Genomic DNA, 19501 nt, shown 5'->3' on the forward strand with positions numbered 1-19501 from the left:
AAAAAAATAGCTATCTAATAATATAACATTCATAGCATATAAAACTTACCAAAGGTTATGAAAAAATGAGAATTATAGATCTTACCTATCCTTTAACAAATGAAATAAAAGAATATCCTGGAGACCCTAAATTAGAAATTAAATATTTTAAAAAAGCAGACAAAAAAGATAGCTGCACATTATTTGAATTTAAAAGTGGTTTACATACTGGAACCCACCTAGACGCCCCCTACCATTATATAATTAATGGAAAGAAAATAAAGGATTTTAAGATTGATTCTTTTATTGGGACTACAACTATTCTTAAATCAGATACACATAATAAAATCAAATTAAAAAATTTAGATGATACAAATAACATCCAAGATATTGTAATAATAAATACAGGGTGGGGCAATAAATGGAACAGTAATGATTACTTCTATGATTATCCACATATCTCCAGTGAATTAGCTGAATTCTTAATTGAAAATAATATAAAAGGAATAGCTATAGACACATGTTCAGTTGATAAACATGATGAAAATAAAATACATAAAATGTTTTTAAAAAATGAAATATGGATTGTTGAAAATATAGCTAATTTGGATAAAATAAATAAAAAAGAGTATAATGGATATTTTATCCCATTAAATATTGAAGCTGAAGCCTCTTTTGTAAGGGCATTTTTAGAAGAAAAATAAGTAAAATATTATTTTTTGTCTAATCTAAATGGAGGCGTATTATCTTGAGTAGTGAAAGCATTACTTTCTTGTTGTAACTCATTAAAGAACTCATTAAGTTCTTCTAACCTTTTAATTCTATTATCTCTTTTAGTTAACTCTTCCCTTAAATTAATATATTGATCTTTAGGAACAGACCTTTCTTTAACAATATTTAATTCATTATCTCTTTTAGTTAACTCTTCCCTTAAATTAATATATTGATCTTTAGGAACAGAGCTCTCTTTAACAATATTTAATTCATTATCTTTTCTATATAATTCCTGATTTTTAATCTCAAGTTCTTTTTCTAAAGCCATAATCTTATTTTGACTTTCAACATCATTTTCTAATTTAACAATTTCAAGTTTAAACTCATCGATTTGTCTAGAAAGTGAATTAATATATGCATCTTTTTCAGCCAATTGTTTAAAAGTTTTATTTAACCTTTCATTAACTTCAGCCAATTCTCTTTCTTTATAAGACCTTAATTGTTCAGCAAAATATTCTTTAACCTCATCTAAAGAAGTACTAACATAATTTAACTCGTAAATTTTGCCTTCTTTTTCTTTAATGATTTTATCCTTTTCATTTAATTGATTATGTAAACTTTTAATTTCTTCTTCAGCTTTAAATTTAATAACAGAAACTTCTTTTTCTTTATCCAAAATAAGATTTTCAAGCTCTTGAATTTTATCAGGAGTTTTATCCATTTGTTTTTGAAATTCAAGCTCAGTGAGATCATATTTAAGTTTATTAAGTTCTAATAAACAAGATTTAATTAAAGATTGTAAAGTTTCTTTCTCACTATCCATCCCTAATTCCATTTTATCCACTTATTTTAATTTTTTTAAAAAAATTATGCCCTAAATTTTAAAATATTATCATTAATTTCTATAATTAACAATATGTAACTAATAATTAATTTAATACTTTATAGTATTTAAATTAATCCCTAAAAAGAACCATAAAACCAAATAAAAAAACAATTAAAGAAATAGTGAAAAATTAAGAAAAAAAGAAAAAAAAGATAAAGCTACTCAGAGTATTTTATCATTAATAAGTTCAGCATTTAAAACTGAAGCTCCAGCAGCACCACGTATTGTATTATGTCCAACAAGAACATATTTAAGACTGTTATCAAATACTTGGTCTTTTCTAACCCTACCTACAGTAACAGACATACCATTACCTGCATTTCTATCCATTCTAGGTTGTGGCCTGTCTTCTTCCTCTTTAACAATAACTGGATTTTCAGGAGCAGAAAATAGATTTAATTTTTGAGGCAAACCTTTAAATGATGCCATTTTACTTTTAACATCTTCAATATCAAAGTCATCATCAAAATCAATGAAAACTGCTTCAGTATGGCCATCAATAACAGGAACTCTATGACAAGATGCACTTAATTTAAATTGAGCAGGTTTAACTTCAGAGCCATCATAATCTCCTAAAAGATGTAATGTTTCACTTTCCATCTTTTCTTCCTCATTACCAATGTAAGGTACTAAATTATCCACAATAGCCATTGAAGGTACACCATTATAACCTGCACCAGATACTGCCTGCATTGTAGAAACTCTAATAGATTCAATATTAAAATTATCAACAATAGGCTTTAAAGATAAAGTTAAAGCAATTGTAGAGCAATTAGGATTTGTTACAATAAATCCATCCCAGTTATTTTCCTTTTGTTGAGCTTCAATCATGTCTAAGTACTCTGGATTAACTTCAGGAATTACTAAAGGAATATTTTTCTTCATCCTGTGAGCACTAGCATTAGATGCTACAACATAATCTTTTGCAAATTCTTTTTCAACTTTAGCTGCAAAATCAGTGGGAAGAGATGAAAATACAATATCCACATCATTTGACATTGCTTCAGGAGATGTTTCAGTAACTACAATATCTTTAACAGATTCTGGCATTTCTTCAGCAAGATACCAAGTAGTAGCATCTTCATATCTTTTACCTGCAGATCTAGAAGAAGCAGCTAATGCAGTAACATCAAAATCAGGATGATTTTCTAATAATTGAATGAATCTTTGACCAACCATCCCAGTTGCACCAAGAACACCAACATTAACCATATTCAACACCTATTCTAATCCAAGAACATCATTCATACTGCTAACAACACCTTTTTCAGCAGTAGGAACATATCTAATAGCCCTAATAACACCAGCAATAAATACTTCCCTAGTGTGTGCTCTGTGAGTGAATTCTATTCTTTCACCATCACCAATAAACATTGCAGTATGGTCTCCAACAATATCTCCACCACGGATAGCATGAACACCAATTTCTTGTTTAGTTCTTTGTCCAACCATACCTTTTCTTCCAAATACTCCAACTTCTTCTGGATCACGTTCAAGTGCTTCAGCTATTGTTTCAAATGCAGTCATAGCAGTTCCAGAAGGAGCATCCTTTTTCTGATTATGGTGTGCTTCAATAATTTCAATATCAAAATCATTTAAAATTGGAGCTAATTTTTTAAGAGTGTTGAAAAATACATTTACTCCAATTGCCATATTGGATGAAATTACTGCACCAATATTATTATCTTTAACTGCTTGGATGTTGCTTTCCATTTGTTCATCTGAAAAACCAGTAGTTCCAACAACTAAGTTAACACCACATGAAGCAGCTTTTTTAACTGTTTCAGCAGCTGCATGAGCAATAGTAAAATCAACTAATACATCAGGATTAGTTTCTTTTAGAGTTTCTTCTAATTTTTCAGCACCTGTAATTTTTACACCTATTTCACCAATACCTGCCCTAACACCTGCATCTTCACCTGCTAAAGGAGTTTCTGGTATTTCAATAGCTGCAACAACTTCCATATCATCTTGTTCTGTAATTTTTCTAATTATTCCAGAGCCCATCCTACCTGCAGCTCCGGTAACTGCTACTTTTATCATATTATAACCTATTTAAATTAAATTAGAATCTTTTAAAGCTTTTTTAAGAATTTCAACATTATCTTCTTTCATTTCAGCTAATGGTTGTCTAAGTGGTCCAGAAGGAAGTCCCATTATCCTCATTGCTGTTTTAGCAGGTACAGGATTACTTTCAACAAACAATGCTTTAATTAAATTAATCATTTCATAATGAAGCTCTTGTGCTCTTTGGTAATCCTCATTTAACATGCTGTCAACCATTAAAACCATTCTTCTTGGGTCTACATTAGCTGATGCACTAATAACACCAGTTCCTCCTAATGCCATAATAGGTAAAGTTAATCCATCTTCACCAGAAAGAATGTTAAAATCTTCTTCTAATCCTTCTAATGAAAGAGCTTTGTAAATTTCAGAAATTTTATCAATACTTCCACTAGCTTCTTTAATAGCATCCACATTATCAATTTTAGCTAATTCCACAATTGTATCCACATCTAAATTAACACCCGTACGGGATGGAACATTATAAGCAATTATTGGAATGTCAGAGGCATCACTAATAACTTGATAATGATCTATCAAACCATGTTGCTGAGGTTTATTGTAATAGGGAGTAATTACTAAAGCTGCATCAGCACCGGCATCTTCAGAGAATTTCACTAAATCAATAGCTTCTTTAGTGGAATTACTGCCTGCTCCAGCTAATGTTTCTACACGACCATCAACTTCATCAATTAATATTTCAATGACCTTTTTATGTTCATCGTGAGATAAAGTAGCTGATTCACCAGTAGTTCCAGCAGCAAGCAAACCATTAACTCCATTATCAATTAAGAAGTTAATATTTGACCTAAATCCTTCTTCATCAATTTCTTCATCTTTTGTGAATGGGGTTACCATTGCAACATATGTTCCTTCGAAATTCATTTTAAAACCTCTTTTACTAATTCATGTGCTTTTTCACCATCTTTCCATTCCACAAAAACAACAACTGCAGTTTGTGAGGAAGATATTTCAACAATATTAATATTATTTTTCCTTAATGGTTCAGTTATATTAGATATGATGCCTGGAGTGTCAATAAACTCTGGACTTACTAATGTAATCATAGCTATATCCTTTCCTAAAGATAATGAACTTAATATATCGCATTCAATTACTAAATTATGTAATAAGTGATATGCTTTATCAGCTTCATTTTTATTTACAAAGATAGTTATTGAATTTTGACCTGCTGAAATGCCAAATATATTAATATTATCTTCTGCAAGACAAGCTGTTAAATCTGCAAGAATGCCTGGTTTATTAAGCATATCTTCTCCAACAATAGCTATAACTGAAATTGGACTATCATGTAATGAAGCAATTTTCATCATGTCTCCTTCAAAAGGGCCAACAATTTTAGTTCCTTTACTTGATAAGTCACCATTTTTAAAGTTTATAATCTTAGCATTGATTAATGGATCTTTATACTTTAATGCATGAGGATGTAAAACTTGTGCACCATGAGTAGCTAAGTCCCTCATTTCTTCAACTGATATTTTATCCAGTAATTCTGCTTCTTCTATCTTATTTGGATCTGTAGACATTACTCCATCAACATCAGTAACAATAACTACTTCCTTAGCATTTAAACAATGCCCTAATAAGAATGCAGTGACATCACTTCCTCCTCTTCCAAGAGTGGTAATTTCACCACTAGGCCCTTTTCCTAAAAATCCACATACAACTGGAATTATTCCTTGATTAAGCAAATCTTTAATTCCTTTAGCTTTTTTAGTTGTAGTTGAAAAATCAATTTTAGCCTCTAATGGATTACTATCTGTTACAATAGGCCATAATTCATTATAAGGATCAATGAATTCAGATTTTACTCCAAGAGATTCAATAGTTGCAGCAAATAATCTAATACTAGTTAATTCACCCATTGCCATTATTTCAGCCTTTTGCTTATCAGTTAATCCTTTTCCAACTGCCTTGTCAGATAAATCAATTAACTCATCAGTTGTCTTGTTAACAGCTGAAACAACAACTAATACTTGATTACCTTTCATATATTCGTTTACAACAGATTGCGCCGCTTTTCTAATTCTTTCTCCATTTCCTACCGAAGTTCCGCCAAATTTGGCTACTACTAAATCCATTAATATTCACACCTATTTAGATTAAATGTGTTAATAAATTTTTATTAAACAAAAATTTTCTATATATTTATTTAAATATTCATATTAATAAACTTTTTAGAAAAAGCAGCAATAAAACTGAAAAATAAAAAAACAAAACAAAATAATAAAAAAAAGTTAAAAAAAAGATAGAAATAAATTTATTCTTGAGTTTGTTCTAATCTTACAAGTCTGGTTACATAACCTGCAATTTTATTTCTTAAATGTTTAGTACTAACAGTAGAATATTCCATTACTAATTTTTTATTTTCTTCAAAATCATTGGTGAAAACACCTTTATGGGTTTCTACTAATTCTTTTGCTAAACGTTTAACAAATGAAGTTCTAATATTTCCCATCGTCATGCCTCCTTAAAATTTTTCTTTGTTCATTTTTACTTAAAATAGCTAACATGTCTATAATTTGATTAAGAATATCTTTATCAATATTTTTCTCAATAGCTAATTTATCAACTTTATCATGAATAGATTTTTCTCTATTTTTATCATAAATTTCCATACCGAGATATACTTTAGCAGAAACTATATCTTTTGCAAGAGAAGTTCTACGAGATATTAAATCAACTAATTCATTATCAATATCATCAATTAGCTGTCTAGAATGTTCAAGAAGATTTCTTGCATCATCTTCATTTTTAAAATTATACTCTGTATATTCATTCATGACAAATTACCTCAGTAAGCTAGAATAATGATAATAATATAATATATATTCTTATAATATTTAAATAATTAGGTTAAACCTTTGTAAAAAAAGATGTTTAAAATAATAATAAAAAAATATTAAAGATATAGCTTAATATTTAGCAATTCTTATTTTTATATCTTGCCATAGACATAGCTAAATAAAGCTGCAACCTTCATTATCACTAAAGGTTTCAATAACACGCCCATCCAATAAAGACCATGCTTCCTTAATATCATCAATTTTATCTTCTTCACATATTGCAACAAATGATGATCCAGTTCCAGACAATCCTGATGCCAAAGCTCCAGCATTTAAAGCTTCAATAGCTATTGAAGAATCAAAACCTAATGCCGCTGCATAAATTAATCCATTAAGATTAAGTGCTTTAAAGTAATCTTTATTTTTAGCTATTTCAAAAGCAGTTTCAACAAGAGGAGCCATTAATTTCATTTTATTAACATCAGAACTTCCAGATTTAGATATAAAATTAGGCATGTAAACTAAAACAGGTAACTCTTCCATTGGCTCTTTAATCAGAATTTTCCTTGCACCATTATCAGTTACTGTAACTCCTCCAAAATAAGAAGCAGTTGCATCATCAAAAGCTCCAGTAATAGTAACTTTTGCTTTAAGAGAAGATTCAATAGCTAAATTAATAATATCAAAATCACTAAGAGGTTCTAGATTAAATTCTTCAGAAATTATTTTTGAACAAATAGCTGTAACAGCATTTGAAAGAGCACTGCTACTTGATAGACCAGAAGCCATTGGAAGTTCTGAAGTAGTTTTAATATCTAAACCAAATTCATCAGTATTAATATTATAATAATCAAAAACATTGCTTACACAAAGTTCCATTAAAGAAGTATCTGCTCCTACATCATTAGAACAGGTTATTGAATGAGATTGTGTCTTTGCATTACAAACAATATCCAATCCAATTCCAAATGCAGAACCAAAACCAGTAGCTATTGCATTTATAATAGTGGCAGAACCTGGAGAACGTACAACTTTTTTCAAATTATCACCTATTTTAACTCTTTGTAAGGTATATTTATATTTGCAAAATCCATAGCCCTATTTCTTGCATGAGCTTTATAATAATCATATTCACCTGAAAACAAGATTTTATCAATAGCTGATACCACAGTCTTATCATCATGAGGATTTATTAAAAGACCCACCTGAGGAGTGATAATTTCTTGGATTCCACCAACTTTACTTCCAATAACTGGTTTTCCACAAGCCAAAGCCTCAATTAAAACTAAACCAAAACTTTCTGAAAATGAAGGAAGCACAAGAACATCACAGCTTGGAATAATCTTTTCAACATCACTTCTAGATCCAGTGAAAAAGACATCAGAAATATTTTCCTTTTGAACTTTTTCTTTTAAACCATTTAATAAAGGACCATCCCCTACAATAACAAGCTGATAATCATTATTTGAATGTTTTTTAGCTTCAATTAATAAATCAACATTTTTTCTTTTAATTATATTTCCAACGAAAAGGACAACTGGTTTATCAGATAAGTTTAACTCTTTTCTAAAGCTATCGTCTGGATTTTCATTAAATTTATTTACATCAACAGAATTCCAACATAAATCTATTTTATTTTCAATTCCATCAACACCAGTAGCGATTATTTCATCTTTCAATGCATTACTTACAGCAAGAATATGATCAGCATTTTTTAATATCTTTTTAATAGGACTTCTCATAAAAAACTGTTTTTTATACAATTCAAACATATCTGAACCATGAGCAGTTACATATGTTGTAATCCCATATTTTTTTCCAACTTCTACAGCAGCTGCTCCTGCAGGGAAGAGATAATGGCCATGAATAATATCAATGTCCACTTTTTTAATTAAGTCTTTTAATGCTTTTTTAGCATTTCTTTTAAACATTAAACCCCTAAGACCAGGAATATCAATTCCTTTTGTCCCAATAACATGAATTCCATCAATATCTGCTAAATTTTTATGAGGGTAAGTAACTACATAAACTTCATGCCCTTTTTTAACAAGTTCACGAGCTAAAGTGTGAATATGAACTCCAACACCACCAACATGAGGTGGAAACTGACCAACCATTGCAATTTTCATTATTAAACCTCAAAAATTATCATTTAAATAATTTCCTTCCATATCAACAAGAATAACTTTAATATCCAAATCAAATCTTAATTTACACCTTTCAGAAATCGCATCAGCTAAACTGTTACATACTTTAAGTTTTAAATTTGCATTATCTAAAATATCCAGCATATCTTCAGTTGTTTTTGACTCATATAATTTTTTAATAACATCTAAATTAGCACCATTTAATGCAGCATGAGTAATCATTATTTCTTTACGCCCATCTGCAACTGCATGCTTTGTATTGAAAATTCCACCAGCAACTTTAATGACTTTTCCAATATGGCCAAAAAATAAAAAAGAATCAATTCCTCTCTTTTTAGCTTCTTCAAACATGAAACCAATATAATTGCCTGTTTGAATAATTTCTTCTTTAGAAACATCTAATTTTTTAATAGCTAATTTTTCACCAATATTACCAGGTACAAAAACTAAATTTTTAATTTCAGACGCAATAGCCACATCAATTTGAGTTACAATTGAATCCTTATATGCTTTAGAAGACATTGAACGGGCAATGCCCTTGGTTCCAAGTATTGAAATTCCCCCAACAATACCTAATTTAGGATTCATGGTTTTTTTAGCTATTTCTTCACCTTCAGGGACACTTATTTTCACTTTAACCATTTTACCTTCAGGAATAAGTGGGAAAAGATTATTTTTTATCATTTCACGAGGAACTGGATTAATTGCATGCTGTCCAGGTTCAATTTGAAGACCAGGTTTTGTAATTTTGCCAACACCTTTTCCACCAGTTATAACAACATCATCAGACCCTTCTTTATCAAGCAATTGAACTTCTGACTGAATAGTTAAATTAACTGTAACATCAGGATCATTATAAGGGCATTTATGAGAATAAGAAATAGCTGAATTTTCACCAACAATATCTGTTTTATCAATAAAGATATTCAAAGATGTATCAGGCGCATCTATCATAACTGAATTAAATGTTTTACCAGAGATAATAGCTTTTAAAGCAGCTAAAGAACAGGCAGTAGCTATAGAACCTGTAGTAACTCCTGTGAAATTTTGATTTGACATTTAAATACAACTTATTTGTAAAAATAATAAAAATAGAAGTTAATTAAAGGTAATTAACTTAAATAGATTTTAATTTTGCAACAAATTCTTCTTTAGAAGGAGCACCAATGAATTCAACTTGACCATCAATAACAATTGTAGGAACAGCCATAATTTGATAATCAATTGCTCTTTTTCTGTTCTCATCAGTGTTTATATTTACAACTTCTAACTCAATATCTAAATCAGTTAAATCAGCTTTTGCTTCTTCTGCAACTTTAACAGCCCCAGGACAGTGAGGACATGAATCAGATGAAAATACTTCTACTTTAATTGCCATTATTACATCTCTCCATTAATTTAATATTTTTATGAAATAAGTTTATAATTCCTTATATATATAATGTTCGCACATATACAAAGTTAAAAAAGCAATGAACCAAATTTAAGAAATTAAAATAAAAATTGATTATAAATAATAGATTTATTAATATAACATCTAATTCAATATAATATTAATTTTATTAAAAACTTAATTTTGAGGATAAATATGGAAAATATACCATCTGATATAAAAGAAATAATAAATGATGCTTATCCATATATTAAAGAATTTAATCCTGCACAAAAAGCAGTTATTGAAAGTGGATATTTAGAAAATAATGAAAACTACATCATATGTATACCTACAGCTAGTGGAAAAACTGTGCTAGGAGTTATGGCTGCTCTACAAACAATTTTAGATGGTGGAAAAGCCGTCTATTTAGCCCCATTACTCTCAATTCAAAATGAAAAGGTTAAAGAATTTAAAAAATTCGAAGAAAATGACATAAGTGTTGGGAAGTACCCTTCAAACTGTGATTTATCAGTAATGGTTTTTGAATCATTTGACAGACTTACAAGATTATCATGGAACCATCTAAGAGAAGTAGATACATTAATTATTGATGAATTCCATATGATTGGAGAGTTTACAAGAGGCCCTACTCTTGAGGCAGCAATTACAAGAGCAAAAATAATAAACCCTTCAATGAGAATAATTTCACTTTCAGCAACTCTAAAAAACATAGAAGAAATTGAAGAATGGATGGATGGAACCTGTATTGAACATGATTACAGACCAATTCCTTTAAATAAAGAGGTTCTTGATATTGAGATGCTAGGAACTAAAAATAAAAATGATGCAATTGTTAAGATTCTTGACAAGGTTATATCAGATGATGCTCAAGCATTAAGCTTTGTTTCAACAAGAAGATTTACAGAAAGTTTAGCTACACATATTGCTAAAAAAATCTCAAAGAAAATTACAAAAGAACAAAGAGAAACCTTTAAAGAAGTATCTGAAAAACTCCTTGAAGTTCCAAAGAAAAAAGGTTCCCTTGCAACAAGCACCTGTTTAAAATTAGCTGAATGTGCTGAAAAAGGAGTGGTTTTCCACCATGCAGGTCTTTTTAATGAACAGAAGGAAATTATTGAAGATGAATTCAGAAAAGGCAATATTTTAATGATAACTGCCACTCCAAGTTTAATGTATGGAGTTAATTTACCTTCAAAATATGTCATAATACGTGATTATACCCGTTGGACAAGTAATGGACCTCAATCAATACCTGTTTTTGATTATGAACAAATGTCTGGAAGAGCAGGAAGACCTCAATTTGATAGTGTTGGTTATTCTTACTTAATAGCTAAAACCTTTGATGAAGCTTATGACCTTCAAGAGAGATATGTTGAAGGAGACATTGAAACAACCAACTCAAAATTAGTTGATAATAAAGATGCCGTTTATAAACAGATTATTGCTCAAATAGACAGTGGACTTTCAAAAGATATTAATGATTTGAAAGAATTCTTTGAAAAAACATTTTACGGTTTCCAAATGCAGAACAATCCTTCAATGTCACTATTTGCAGCAGACAGCATCCAATGGGAGTTAGAATCCTCATTAGAATTTTTACTTAAAAATGATATAATAAATGCAACTCCTGGAGGATTTAGAACTACTGAATTTGGAAAATTAATAGCTAGATCAGATTATGCTGTGAAAACTGCTGTTAAAATTAGAGAATATCTTTCACATATAGATAGCTTCAATGATTCAGAACTTATCTATGCATTATCACAAACTCCAGATATGCCTTTAATTTCATTTAAAGGAAGAAAAAGTAAAGATCCTACACGTGAAAAATTATCTAAAGAAGGACTGTTTGCAGTTAATATTGGTAATGAAGAAGCAACCACAGTTTCTTTAATTGAATGGATTAATGAGAGAACAGAATATGAAATTGAAGTTGCATACCATGTTTATTCTGCATCAACAAGAAGATCAGCTTATGAGGCGTCTCGCTTAGTTAAATTTGTTAAAGAGACATTGGAAGTTCTTGAAGATTACAGATTCCTTAAAGACTGTGACTATTTATCAGCCAGATTATACTATGGTGTTAAAGAAGATATAATACCATTAGTAGTTGGTGTTAAACGCCTTGGAAGAAAAAGAGCTAGAGATCTAGTTAAAACCTTCGGTAATGATTTAACATCAGTTTCAGAAAAAGAACTTCAAAAAATAGATGGAATTGGACCAAAATTAGCAGCAAATATTAAAAAATTTGTAGAAAATTAAAAAAAAAGAGTAGAGATTTAAAAGTCTCTACTAATTAACAAATCAATACCTTCAGCAATTACAGAAATACCAATAAGAATAGCTACATAAACTGGACTTAATAATGCAAAAGCACCTAAAATTATCATCAAAATACCGAGAATTATTGATAATAAAGAAGCTGATTTTACACTAGAAGTTATTAATCTTATAATACCTGAAATTAATAACATAAATCCAACTAAATAGAAGTAGAATCCAACAAATATTTCAAATCCTAAAATACTGAACATTAAATTTAAAGCAAGAATTACAGACAGTATACCTATCAACAGATAGATAACAGAACTAGCTTTAGAGTATTTCCAAAAACTGCAACCTATCATTAAATAATATATTCCTAAAATAAGGAAAGAAATTCCTAAAAGTACTGAGAAAATAAAGTTACTTGCAAGAGGGAATGCTATTATTAAAATACCTAAAATAATAGATATAATACCCAAAATTGTCTTATTATCCATTTTTATCACCTATAAGAAAAAGAAAGAAGATTAACCTCCTCCTTCTGCAACATTTGAATCTAATTCGACATTTTCTAAATCTTCTTTGAATTTTTTAATATCTTCAATGTCTACATCTTTACTGTTTTCTTTATAGGAAGTTGTTTCTTTCATATCTTTTTCATCTAAGACTTCAACTAAATCAGAAACATACCACATACCAGTTTTATCAATTTTAACCCAGGTAGCATTATTTTCTTCTTTAATCTCTAAAACTTCACCAATAGTTCCAGTTTCAGTGTAGCGAACTTGATTTCCTACATTAATTTCTTTTTCCCTTGCATCTACTACCATAAGGAAAACCTCAATTAATTAATCATCCGCTTTTTTAGGTAATTCAATGTCCAATAAAACATAATCTCCAATTGCAGCAATATTCTCATAGGAAACTTCAACAGTCTCTTTAGAAAAGATTCCGCTTTTAAGAGAGATTACGATTTTATCAAAAGCTCCTTCTTCAGGGTCAAATTCCAAATCGTTGATTTCACCCACTTCAACAGCATTTTTATCTAAAACTGCTGCTCCTAAAAATTCTTTAATACGCATTATTTCACCTTATTTAAATTAATATCCCCTCTAAAGAATATTAACACCATAAACAGTAAATATTATAATGACTTTTATATATAAAATTAACTATTAAAAAATAAAATGGGTGAAATACATGGAAAAAGCTTGTCGAATACTGATTGAAGACATTAAAAGCGGAAAAATATCAACTAGAAGAGAGTTGGAAGTTGAAAAAAGACAGCTTTGTAGAGATTTAAAACTAACAAAATTTATGAGCAACTCCAATATTTTAGAATATGCTACACCTGAAGAAAAAGAGATTGTATCAGGCATTCTAAAGAAAAAGCCAACAAGAACACTTTCTGGAGTAGCTATAGTAGCTGTAATGTGTCATCCCCATAATTGTCCTCATGGAAGATGTTTTTACTGTCCAGCAAGTGATGTAGCTCCTCCAAGTTATACTGGTGAAGAACCTGCAGCTTTAAGAGGAAGAATGTTTGAGTTTCACCCATATGTTCAAACTTTTAACCGGTTAAAACAGCTAAAGAAAATTGGACACCCTATTGATAAAGTAGAATTAATTATAATGGGAGGAACCTTCCCTTCAAGAGATTTATGTTATCAAGAATGGTTTGTTTCACAATGCCTAAAAGCAATGGTTGATTTTGGATTAATTCTTGAAAAAGAAACTAATTCTGATTATGACATGGATCCAATTAAAATCAAAACCTATGAAGAAGGTATTTTAAAGACTTATGAACCTTCAAACTATGTTTTAATTGATGATGTTCAAAAAGCAAATGAAATATCCAAAGTAAGATGTGTTGGAATGACCTTTGAAACACGCCCCGACTTCTGTAAAGAAGAACATGTTAATAGAATGTTAAAAATGGGAGTTACAAGGGTGGAACTTGGTGTTCAAACCTTATACGATGATATTTACAAGAAAATCAAAAGAGGCCATACCTTACAAGATACAATTGATGCCAACAGAATTTTAAGGGATTCTGCAATTAAAGTAGCTATGCATATGATGCCTGGATTATTTTTAAGCCCTGAAGAAGATTTAAAAATGTTTAAAAAATTATTTAGTGATGATAATTTTAAACCAGACATGCTTAAAATATACCCTTGCCTTGTAACTAAAGGTAGTGAATTATATGATCTGTGGAAAGAAGGCAAATATGAACCATATAACGATGAAGAAGCCGTAGAATTAATTGTTAAAATTAAGGAAATTCTTCCAAAATGGGTTAGAACAATGCGTATTCAAAGAGATATTCCTTCAACCTTAATTGATGCAGGTGTTCAAAAATCAAATCTTGGAGAATTAGTTTACAACAGGTTAGATGAAGAAAATATTAATTGTAAATGTATCCGTTGTCGTGAAATAGGACATAAAAAAACAACTAACAATTACACAATTGATGATTATCAGCTATTTAAAGAATCATATAAAGCTTGTGAAGGTGAAGAAACCTTTATCTCAGTTGAAGATTACAACGAAGAAACAATCGCTGGATTTTTAAGATTAAGAATGCCTTCTTCTAAAGCACATCGTCCTGAAATTGACAAAACCAGTGCTCTTGTTCGTGAATTACATGTTTATGGTAATTTAATACAGATTGGTAAACAAGGCCCATCTGTAGGACAGCATACTGGATTTGGAGAGAAATTATTAAAAGAAGCTGAAAATATAGCTATTGACAATGGAAAAGAAGAAATATCTATAATTAGTGGAATTGGAACAAGAAATTACTACCGTAAATTTGGTTATGAAAGAAAAGGACCCTATATGAGCAAAAAATTAATATAATTAATTAAGAAAACTTTATATATAATTATTCGTATAATTACTAACAATACTTAGGGAACGTGAGTTATATGTATCAAATAAAAAATTCAAAAGAATTAGCAAATGTAATTGAATATACAAATTTAAACAATACTGCAACTGAAGCTGAAATGAAAGAATTTCTTGAAAGAGCAAAGGAATTTGACTTTCGTGCAGTTGTAATAAATCCTACATTTGTACCGCTTGCTAAAGAGGCATTAAAAGATACAAATATAAAAGTAGTTACTGTAATTGGTTTCCCATTAGGATTTGAAAGTACTGAATCAAAAATAGGAGAAGCAAAAGCTGCTATTGACAATGGTGCAGATGAATTAGACATGGTTGTTAATTTAAGCTATGTCAAAGATAAAAAATATGATAAAATCAAAGAAGAAGTCTCTAAAGTTAAGGAATTATTAGGAGACAAAATCTTAAAAGTAATTATTGAAACACAAGCTTTAGAAGACAGCGAAAAAGCAGAAGTTTCAAAAGCTATTGAAGAAGCTGGTGCTGATTATATTAAAACTTCAACAGGATTTGTAAGTGCACCAACAATCTATGAAACAGTAAATGACATCAATATTGTTCAAAGATATGCACCTTCAATTAAAATCAAAGTATCCAGCGGTGCAGACACTTATAAAATAGCTAATCAAATTTTAACAGCTGGTGCTGATACTATTGGAACAACAAATGGGTATCAAATTGTAAAAGATTACCGTAATTTAAGAGAAAATACCCAAGTAACTCCAAAACCAATAACTTTTAGTGATGATGAATAAAAGTTATTCTTCTTTTTTTCTTTTTATTTACCAATTTTAATTTCAATAAAACCTATTTTTATAAATAATCTCTTAATTTAAATCAAAAATAGCTATACAAAATAAATTCAAGAGAATAAATAATATAAAATTAATTTTTAAAAAAGAATCTAAAAAAGAGTATTAACAATGCCGTGGGCCGGACTTGAACCAGCGACATCTAGATCTTCAGTCTAGCGTTCTCCCAACTGAACTACCACGGCAAATGGACCGAACGAGATTCGAACTCGTGATCTCCTCCATGTCAAGGAGGAATCATACCCCTAGACCACCGGTCCTTCACAACAATTTATTATTTGTAAAAACATATATATAAATGTTTTTATTTATTGCCTCAGAACCAAAACTAGAGGAACTAAAAAAATAATAAAAATTGACCAAAAATGGCCAATAGAATTAAAACATACTGTAAAAAACTTATTTGATAGCTAATTTGATATCTTCAGCTTTTACAGTTTTTCTACCAGTGTGGCGTGCGAAATCTACAGCTTTTTTAGCGATTTCTTCACCTTTTTCTTCTAATGCTTCAGCTAATGCAATTTTTGCATCATCAGAAATTCTTTGTGCTCCAGCATTTTTTAAGATACGACCAACTGGTGCAATTGGTAATTCACTCATTTATTACACCTCCTAGTTAATTAATGGTCCAACATAGTATATAAACCTAACGGTTAAAACCCATTATCTGAGAGTTATAGATAATACATAAACCATATAATAACTGAACTTACCTATTAAAAAATATTAAAGATTATAATAAAAATTAAAGGAAAAAAAATTATTAAAAATATAAATAAAGAACCGTTAAAAAAATATCAAAAATTATATTTTAAAAAAAAGTTATGTATGACTAAATTTTAAAATAAAAAATAATTATCGAATGATAATGTTTTACATAACAACGGTGCCTTTTAAATAAGTAGCTGTTGTTTCTGAAATTTTTATATTAACAAAATCCCCTAAATTAACATCATCAACAACAATAGGCAAATAAGAATCAGATTTAGCTATAAATCCACCTTTTGAGCCTTTTTCAACAACCACTGCTTTTTGGATGGAACCCAACAATTCCTCATTCTCCTTTTTTGTAATTTCCACTTTAAAATCAGACAAGAATTTAGATCTTTTTTTCATGACCTCATGAGGAACTTCTTTAAGTGAAGAAGAAATTGCACCTTTCCTATGTTGATATTTAGATAAATGAATTAAACTAGGTTTGACCTCATTAAGCAAATCACAAGTTAATTTAAAATCATCATCAGTTTCTGTAGGATAACCAACAATAATATCAGTAGCTAATGTCAAATTAGGAATCGCCTGTTTAAATTTATTTACAATATCTTTGTACTCTTCTACAGTATGCAATCTATTCATTTCTTTTAAAACTTTATCACTACCACTTTGAACAGGTAAATGAATGAAATTAAATACCTTAGGATGTTTAAATGCATCAATTGTTCCATCAAGATCGCGTAAAAGATTTCTAGGATGCATCATTCCAACACGAACACGGAAATCTCCTTCTAAATTAGCCACTTCTTCAATTAAATCAGATAATTTTTCACCAGTGTCCAAACCAAATGAAGCAGTATCTTGAGCAGTTAATTGAATTTCAACTGCACCATTATCAATAGCTAATTGAGCTTCTTTTTTAATATCTTCAATAGGGTAGCTATTTAGGGAACCTCTTGCAAAACGAGTACAGCAGAAGGTGCATACACCAGTACAACCTTCGCAGATTTGGATAATATGAACATAAGGATTATTTTTAACTTTAGAAAGTCCTACCTTACTATCTTTTGTAAAACCATGTTCCCTTACAATATTTCCATTACATGCTCCTTTAACAACATCAGCAACATGATTTAATTTATGCGGACCAATCCAACAACAATCAGGACCAACTTTTTCAAGTTTTTCACCATCAATTTCTACCATGCAGCCCCCAACAATCACTTTCTTATCAGGAAACTCTTTTTGTAGTTTTTGAATCCTGTAGGTTACTTTATTCTCGGTTGGTAGTTTTACATAGCAAGTATTAACAATGATGGCATCAGCATCTTCTATATTATCTGTTAAATCAATACCATTATCCTTCAATAAACCTGCCATGATTTGAGAATCAGCCTGATTATAAGTACATCCATATGTTTCTATAAATACTTTCATATTATCTTAACTTTTCTTTACAATGTATTTAGTCAAATCATAATCATAGTTATTAAGTTTAATAGGCTTAGAGTAGACTCTTTTAATAACAGAAGCCTTTGCAAAACCAGAAGTAGTTTTTCTTTCATTAGTTTTAATAACATGAATTTTAACAATGCGATTATCTATTTTAACTATATCTTCAGTAGCTATTTCAAAATCCCTATCTAAATCAAGTTTATATGAATCAACTTTTCCATGTAAATCAACAGAAAAACCAATACGTGCCGGAATTTCAACAGATGAAGCCCAAATAGTTTTAATATCTTCAATTAATGCTTTTTCAACCCTTTTTGCATTAGTTTCAATACTGGTAACTTCAACCTGACCTAATTCAGAGATAAGAACATCCCCAACTTCTAATTCATCATTAGGTGATAAATCAATGGTTGATTTGATAGATTGATCTTGTTCACTAATAATAATTCTATATGGTTTAGGTTTTTTAGCTGAAAAAGTATCCCTAAACACATGTTGGCAGTCATTACATCTTAATAATAACTCTTCAGTAAATTTCTTTTTTGTAGATTTTTGTTTTGAATTTAAAATCTCAACATCATCAGAACCGCAAATAGGACATTCCATTTTCATTACGCCCCCATAAAAAAATTAACCCTTTTCTTTTAAATAATGGTTAACAACACCACCATCATTAAGAATATCAAGCATGAAATCCTTAAAAGGTTCAAAAGTTACAGACTCCCCAGTAGTTTCATTAACTAAACTACCTTCAGATAAATCGATACTTATAATATCTCCATCTTTTGCTTCAATATCACTAATAATTACTGGAAGGCCAATGTTAATTGCATTCCTATAAAAAATTCTACCAAAAGATTTAGCAACAATTGCATCTACACCTGCTGTTTTAATAGCTACAGGAGCCTGTTCTCTTGAAGACCCACAGCCAAAATTCTCATCAGCAACAATTATATCTCCCTTTTGAACATTCTTTGTAAAATCTGGACGTTCAGTTTCAAGAACATGTTTAGCAAGATCTTCAGGATTAAAAGTCCTTAAATATCTTCCAGGAATAATAACATCAGTATCAATATTTTTATCAAAAGTCCATGTTTTTCCTTTAATTTTATCCATAAATATCCCTTCACTAATAAAAATTATAAATCTATGATTTTGTGTTTAATTATTGAATCAAATGATATTAAACTCTAATTTTAAATCAATATTTATTTTTTCAGATTAAACCTAATATTTCCTATAACACAATAAAGAATACAATTAAAATTAATTATATTTGAATGTGACTTGAATTATTAGAGCATACAATCTAATTATATTCTATTTTCAATTATACCTATCAAACATCCCTAAAG

General features: G+C 29.6%; 22 protein-coding genes and 2 tRNA genes. 4 read left to right on the forward strand and 20 right to left on the reverse strand.

What is annotated here, in order from left to right; genetic code table 11:
- Positions 1-65 precede the first annotated feature (65 nt).
- Positions 66-683 (forward strand): cyclase family protein, encoded by a 618-nt coding sequence (locus MBBWO_RS01620; protein ID WP_116669148.1) that lies wholly within the window; start codon positions 66-68, stop codon positions 681-683.
- An 8-nt stretch (positions 684-691) separates the two neighbouring features.
- On the opposite strand, the gene MBBWO_RS01625 is transcribed toward MBBWO_RS01620, so the two are convergent.
- The 11 genes from MBBWO_RS01625 to MBBWO_RS01675 all read right to left on the reverse strand — a co-directional run bounded on the left by MBBWO_RS01625 (position 692) and on the right by MBBWO_RS01675 (position 9975).
- Positions 692-1528 carry a coiled-coil domain-containing protein gene (locus MBBWO_RS01625; protein WP_116669149.1) on the reverse strand — a complete coding sequence of 279 codons (837 nt, stop codon included), beginning with the start codon at positions 1526-1528 and terminating at the stop codon, positions 692-694.
- Positions 1529-1741: 213 nt separating this feature from the next.
- Positions 1742-2791: an aspartate-semialdehyde dehydrogenase gene (gene asd / locus MBBWO_RS01630; RefSeq protein WP_116669150.1), complete on the reverse strand. Its 1050-nt coding sequence runs from the start codon at positions 2789-2791 to the stop codon at positions 1742-1744.
- Between the two features lie 9 nt (positions 2792-2800).
- Positions 2801-3622, reverse strand: a complete 822-nt coding sequence (dapB, locus tag MBBWO_RS01635) for a 4-hydroxy-tetrahydrodipicolinate reductase (protein ID WP_116669151.1) — start codon at positions 3620-3622, stop codon at positions 2801-2803.
- A gap of 12 nt (positions 3623-3634) precedes the next feature.
- Entirely contained in the window at positions 3635-4528 is an 894-nt protein-coding gene (gene dapA, locus MBBWO_RS01640) for a 4-hydroxy-tetrahydrodipicolinate synthase (RefSeq protein ID WP_116669152.1), read from the reverse strand.
- Positions 4525-5745, reverse strand: coding sequence for an aspartate kinase (locus MBBWO_RS01645; protein WP_116669153.1), 1221 nt, complete (start codon positions 5743-5745; stop codon positions 4525-4527). The genes dapA and MBBWO_RS01645 overlap by 4 nt, the downstream gene beginning before the upstream one ends.
- A 179-nt stretch (positions 5746-5924) precedes the next feature.
- Entirely contained in the window at positions 5925-6122 is a 198-nt protein-coding gene (locus MBBWO_RS01650) for a 30S ribosomal protein S17e (protein WP_116669154.1), read from the reverse strand.
- Positions 6109-6447: a chorismate mutase gene (locus MBBWO_RS01655; RefSeq protein ID WP_116669155.1), complete on the reverse strand. Its 339-nt coding sequence runs from the start codon at positions 6445-6447 to the stop codon at positions 6109-6111. Before MBBWO_RS01655 ends, MBBWO_RS01650 begins: the two co-directional genes overlap by 14 nt.
- A gap of 177 nt (positions 6448-6624) precedes the next feature.
- Positions 6625-7491 (reverse strand): shikimate kinase, encoded by an 867-nt coding sequence (locus MBBWO_RS01660; protein ID WP_116669156.1) that lies wholly within the window; start codon positions 7489-7491, stop codon positions 6625-6627.
- An 8-nt stretch (positions 7492-7499) separates the two neighbouring features.
- Positions 7500-8579, reverse strand: a complete 1080-nt coding sequence (locus MBBWO_RS01665; protein WP_116669157.1) for a glycosyltransferase — start codon at positions 8577-8579, stop codon at positions 7500-7502.
- A 9-nt stretch (positions 8580-8588) separates the two neighbouring features.
- Positions 8589-9656, reverse strand: coding sequence for a cobalt-precorrin-5B (C(1))-methyltransferase CbiD (cbiD, locus tag MBBWO_RS01670; RefSeq protein ID WP_116669158.1), 1068 nt, complete (start codon positions 9654-9656; stop codon positions 8589-8591).
- A gap of 58 nt (positions 9657-9714) precedes the next feature.
- Entirely contained in the window at positions 9715-9975 is a 261-nt protein-coding gene (locus tag MBBWO_RS01675; protein ID WP_116669159.1) for a thioredoxin family protein, read from the reverse strand.
- 210 nt (positions 9976-10185) lie between these two features.
- Here MBBWO_RS01675 and MBBWO_RS01680 point away from each other — a divergent pair, with 210 nt between their 5' ends.
- Entirely contained in the window at positions 10186-12255 is a 2070-nt protein-coding gene (locus MBBWO_RS01680; RefSeq protein WP_116669160.1) for a DEAD/DEAH box helicase, read from the forward strand.
- Positions 12256-12272: 17 nt separating this feature from the next.
- Here the strand turns inward: MBBWO_RS01680 and MBBWO_RS01685 are convergent, their stop codons facing one another.
- From MBBWO_RS01685 to MBBWO_RS01695, 3 genes are read right to left on the reverse strand one after another with little or no spacing between them, the layout of a single operon-like run.
- A complete protein-coding gene (locus MBBWO_RS01685; protein WP_116669161.1) occupies positions 12273-12755 on the reverse strand; it encodes a DUF308 domain-containing protein in 483 nt (160 codons plus the stop codon).
- A 30-nt stretch (positions 12756-12785) separates the two neighbouring features.
- Positions 12786-13088, reverse strand: coding sequence for a DUF2098 domain-containing protein (locus MBBWO_RS01690; protein ID WP_116669162.1), 303 nt, complete (start codon positions 13086-13088; stop codon positions 12786-12788).
- 18 nt (positions 13089-13106) lie between these two features.
- Positions 13107-13340, reverse strand: a complete 234-nt coding sequence (locus MBBWO_RS01695; protein WP_116669163.1) for a PRC-barrel domain-containing protein — start codon at positions 13338-13340, stop codon at positions 13107-13109.
- Between the two features lie 118 nt (positions 13341-13458).
- On the opposite strand from MBBWO_RS01695, the gene MBBWO_RS01700 reads away from it, so the two are divergent.
- Both MBBWO_RS01700 and deoC read left to right on the forward strand, forming a co-directional pair.
- On the forward strand, positions 13459-15120 hold the full coding sequence (locus MBBWO_RS01700) for a tRNA uridine(34) 5-carboxymethylaminomethyl modification radical SAM/GNAT enzyme Elp3 (RefSeq protein ID WP_116669164.1): 1662 nt from the start codon (positions 13459-13461) through the stop codon (positions 15118-15120).
- 68 nt (positions 15121-15188) lie between these two features.
- A complete protein-coding gene (gene deoC, locus MBBWO_RS01705; protein WP_116669165.1) occupies positions 15189-15920 on the forward strand; it encodes a deoxyribose-phosphate aldolase in 732 nt (243 codons plus the stop codon).
- A gap of 169 nt (positions 15921-16089) precedes the next feature.
- On the opposite strand, the gene MBBWO_RS01710 is transcribed toward deoC, so the two are convergent.
- The 6 genes from MBBWO_RS01710 to hacB form a co-directional block, all read right to left on the reverse strand.
- Positions 16090-16162 (reverse strand) — tRNA-Phe (locus tag MBBWO_RS01710).
- A gap of 3 nt (positions 16163-16165) precedes the next feature.
- Positions 16166-16237, reverse strand: a tRNA-Val gene (locus MBBWO_RS01715).
- A 139-nt stretch (positions 16238-16376) separates the two neighbouring features.
- Positions 16377-16577: a histone family protein gene (locus MBBWO_RS01720; protein WP_116669166.1), complete on the reverse strand. Its 201-nt coding sequence runs from the start codon at positions 16575-16577 to the stop codon at positions 16377-16379.
- 273 nt (positions 16578-16850) lie between these two features.
- The gene (locus tag MBBWO_RS01725; RefSeq protein WP_116669167.1) at positions 16851-18128 is read right to left on the reverse strand and encodes a tRNA (N(6)-L-threonylcarbamoyladenosine(37)-C(2))-methylthiotransferase; all 1278 of its coding nucleotides are present in this window, start codon (positions 18126-18128) and stop codon (positions 16851-16853) included.
- A gap of 6 nt (positions 18129-18134) precedes the next feature.
- Complete coding sequence (locus MBBWO_RS01730; protein ID WP_116669289.1) at positions 18135-18752, reverse strand: HVO_0476 family zinc finger protein; 618 nt, start codon at positions 18750-18752, stop codon at positions 18135-18137.
- A gap of 24 nt (positions 18753-18776) precedes the next feature.
- Positions 18777-19262, reverse strand: coding sequence for a homoaconitase small subunit (hacB, locus tag MBBWO_RS01735; RefSeq protein WP_116669168.1), 486 nt, complete (start codon positions 19260-19262; stop codon positions 18777-18779).
- Positions 19263-19501: the final 239 nt, after the last annotated feature.

Source organism: Methanobrevibacter woesei (assembly GCF_003111605.1).
Taxonomy (GTDB): Archaea; Methanobacteriota; Methanobacteria; order Methanobacteriales; family Methanobacteriaceae; genus Methanocatella; species Methanocatella woesei.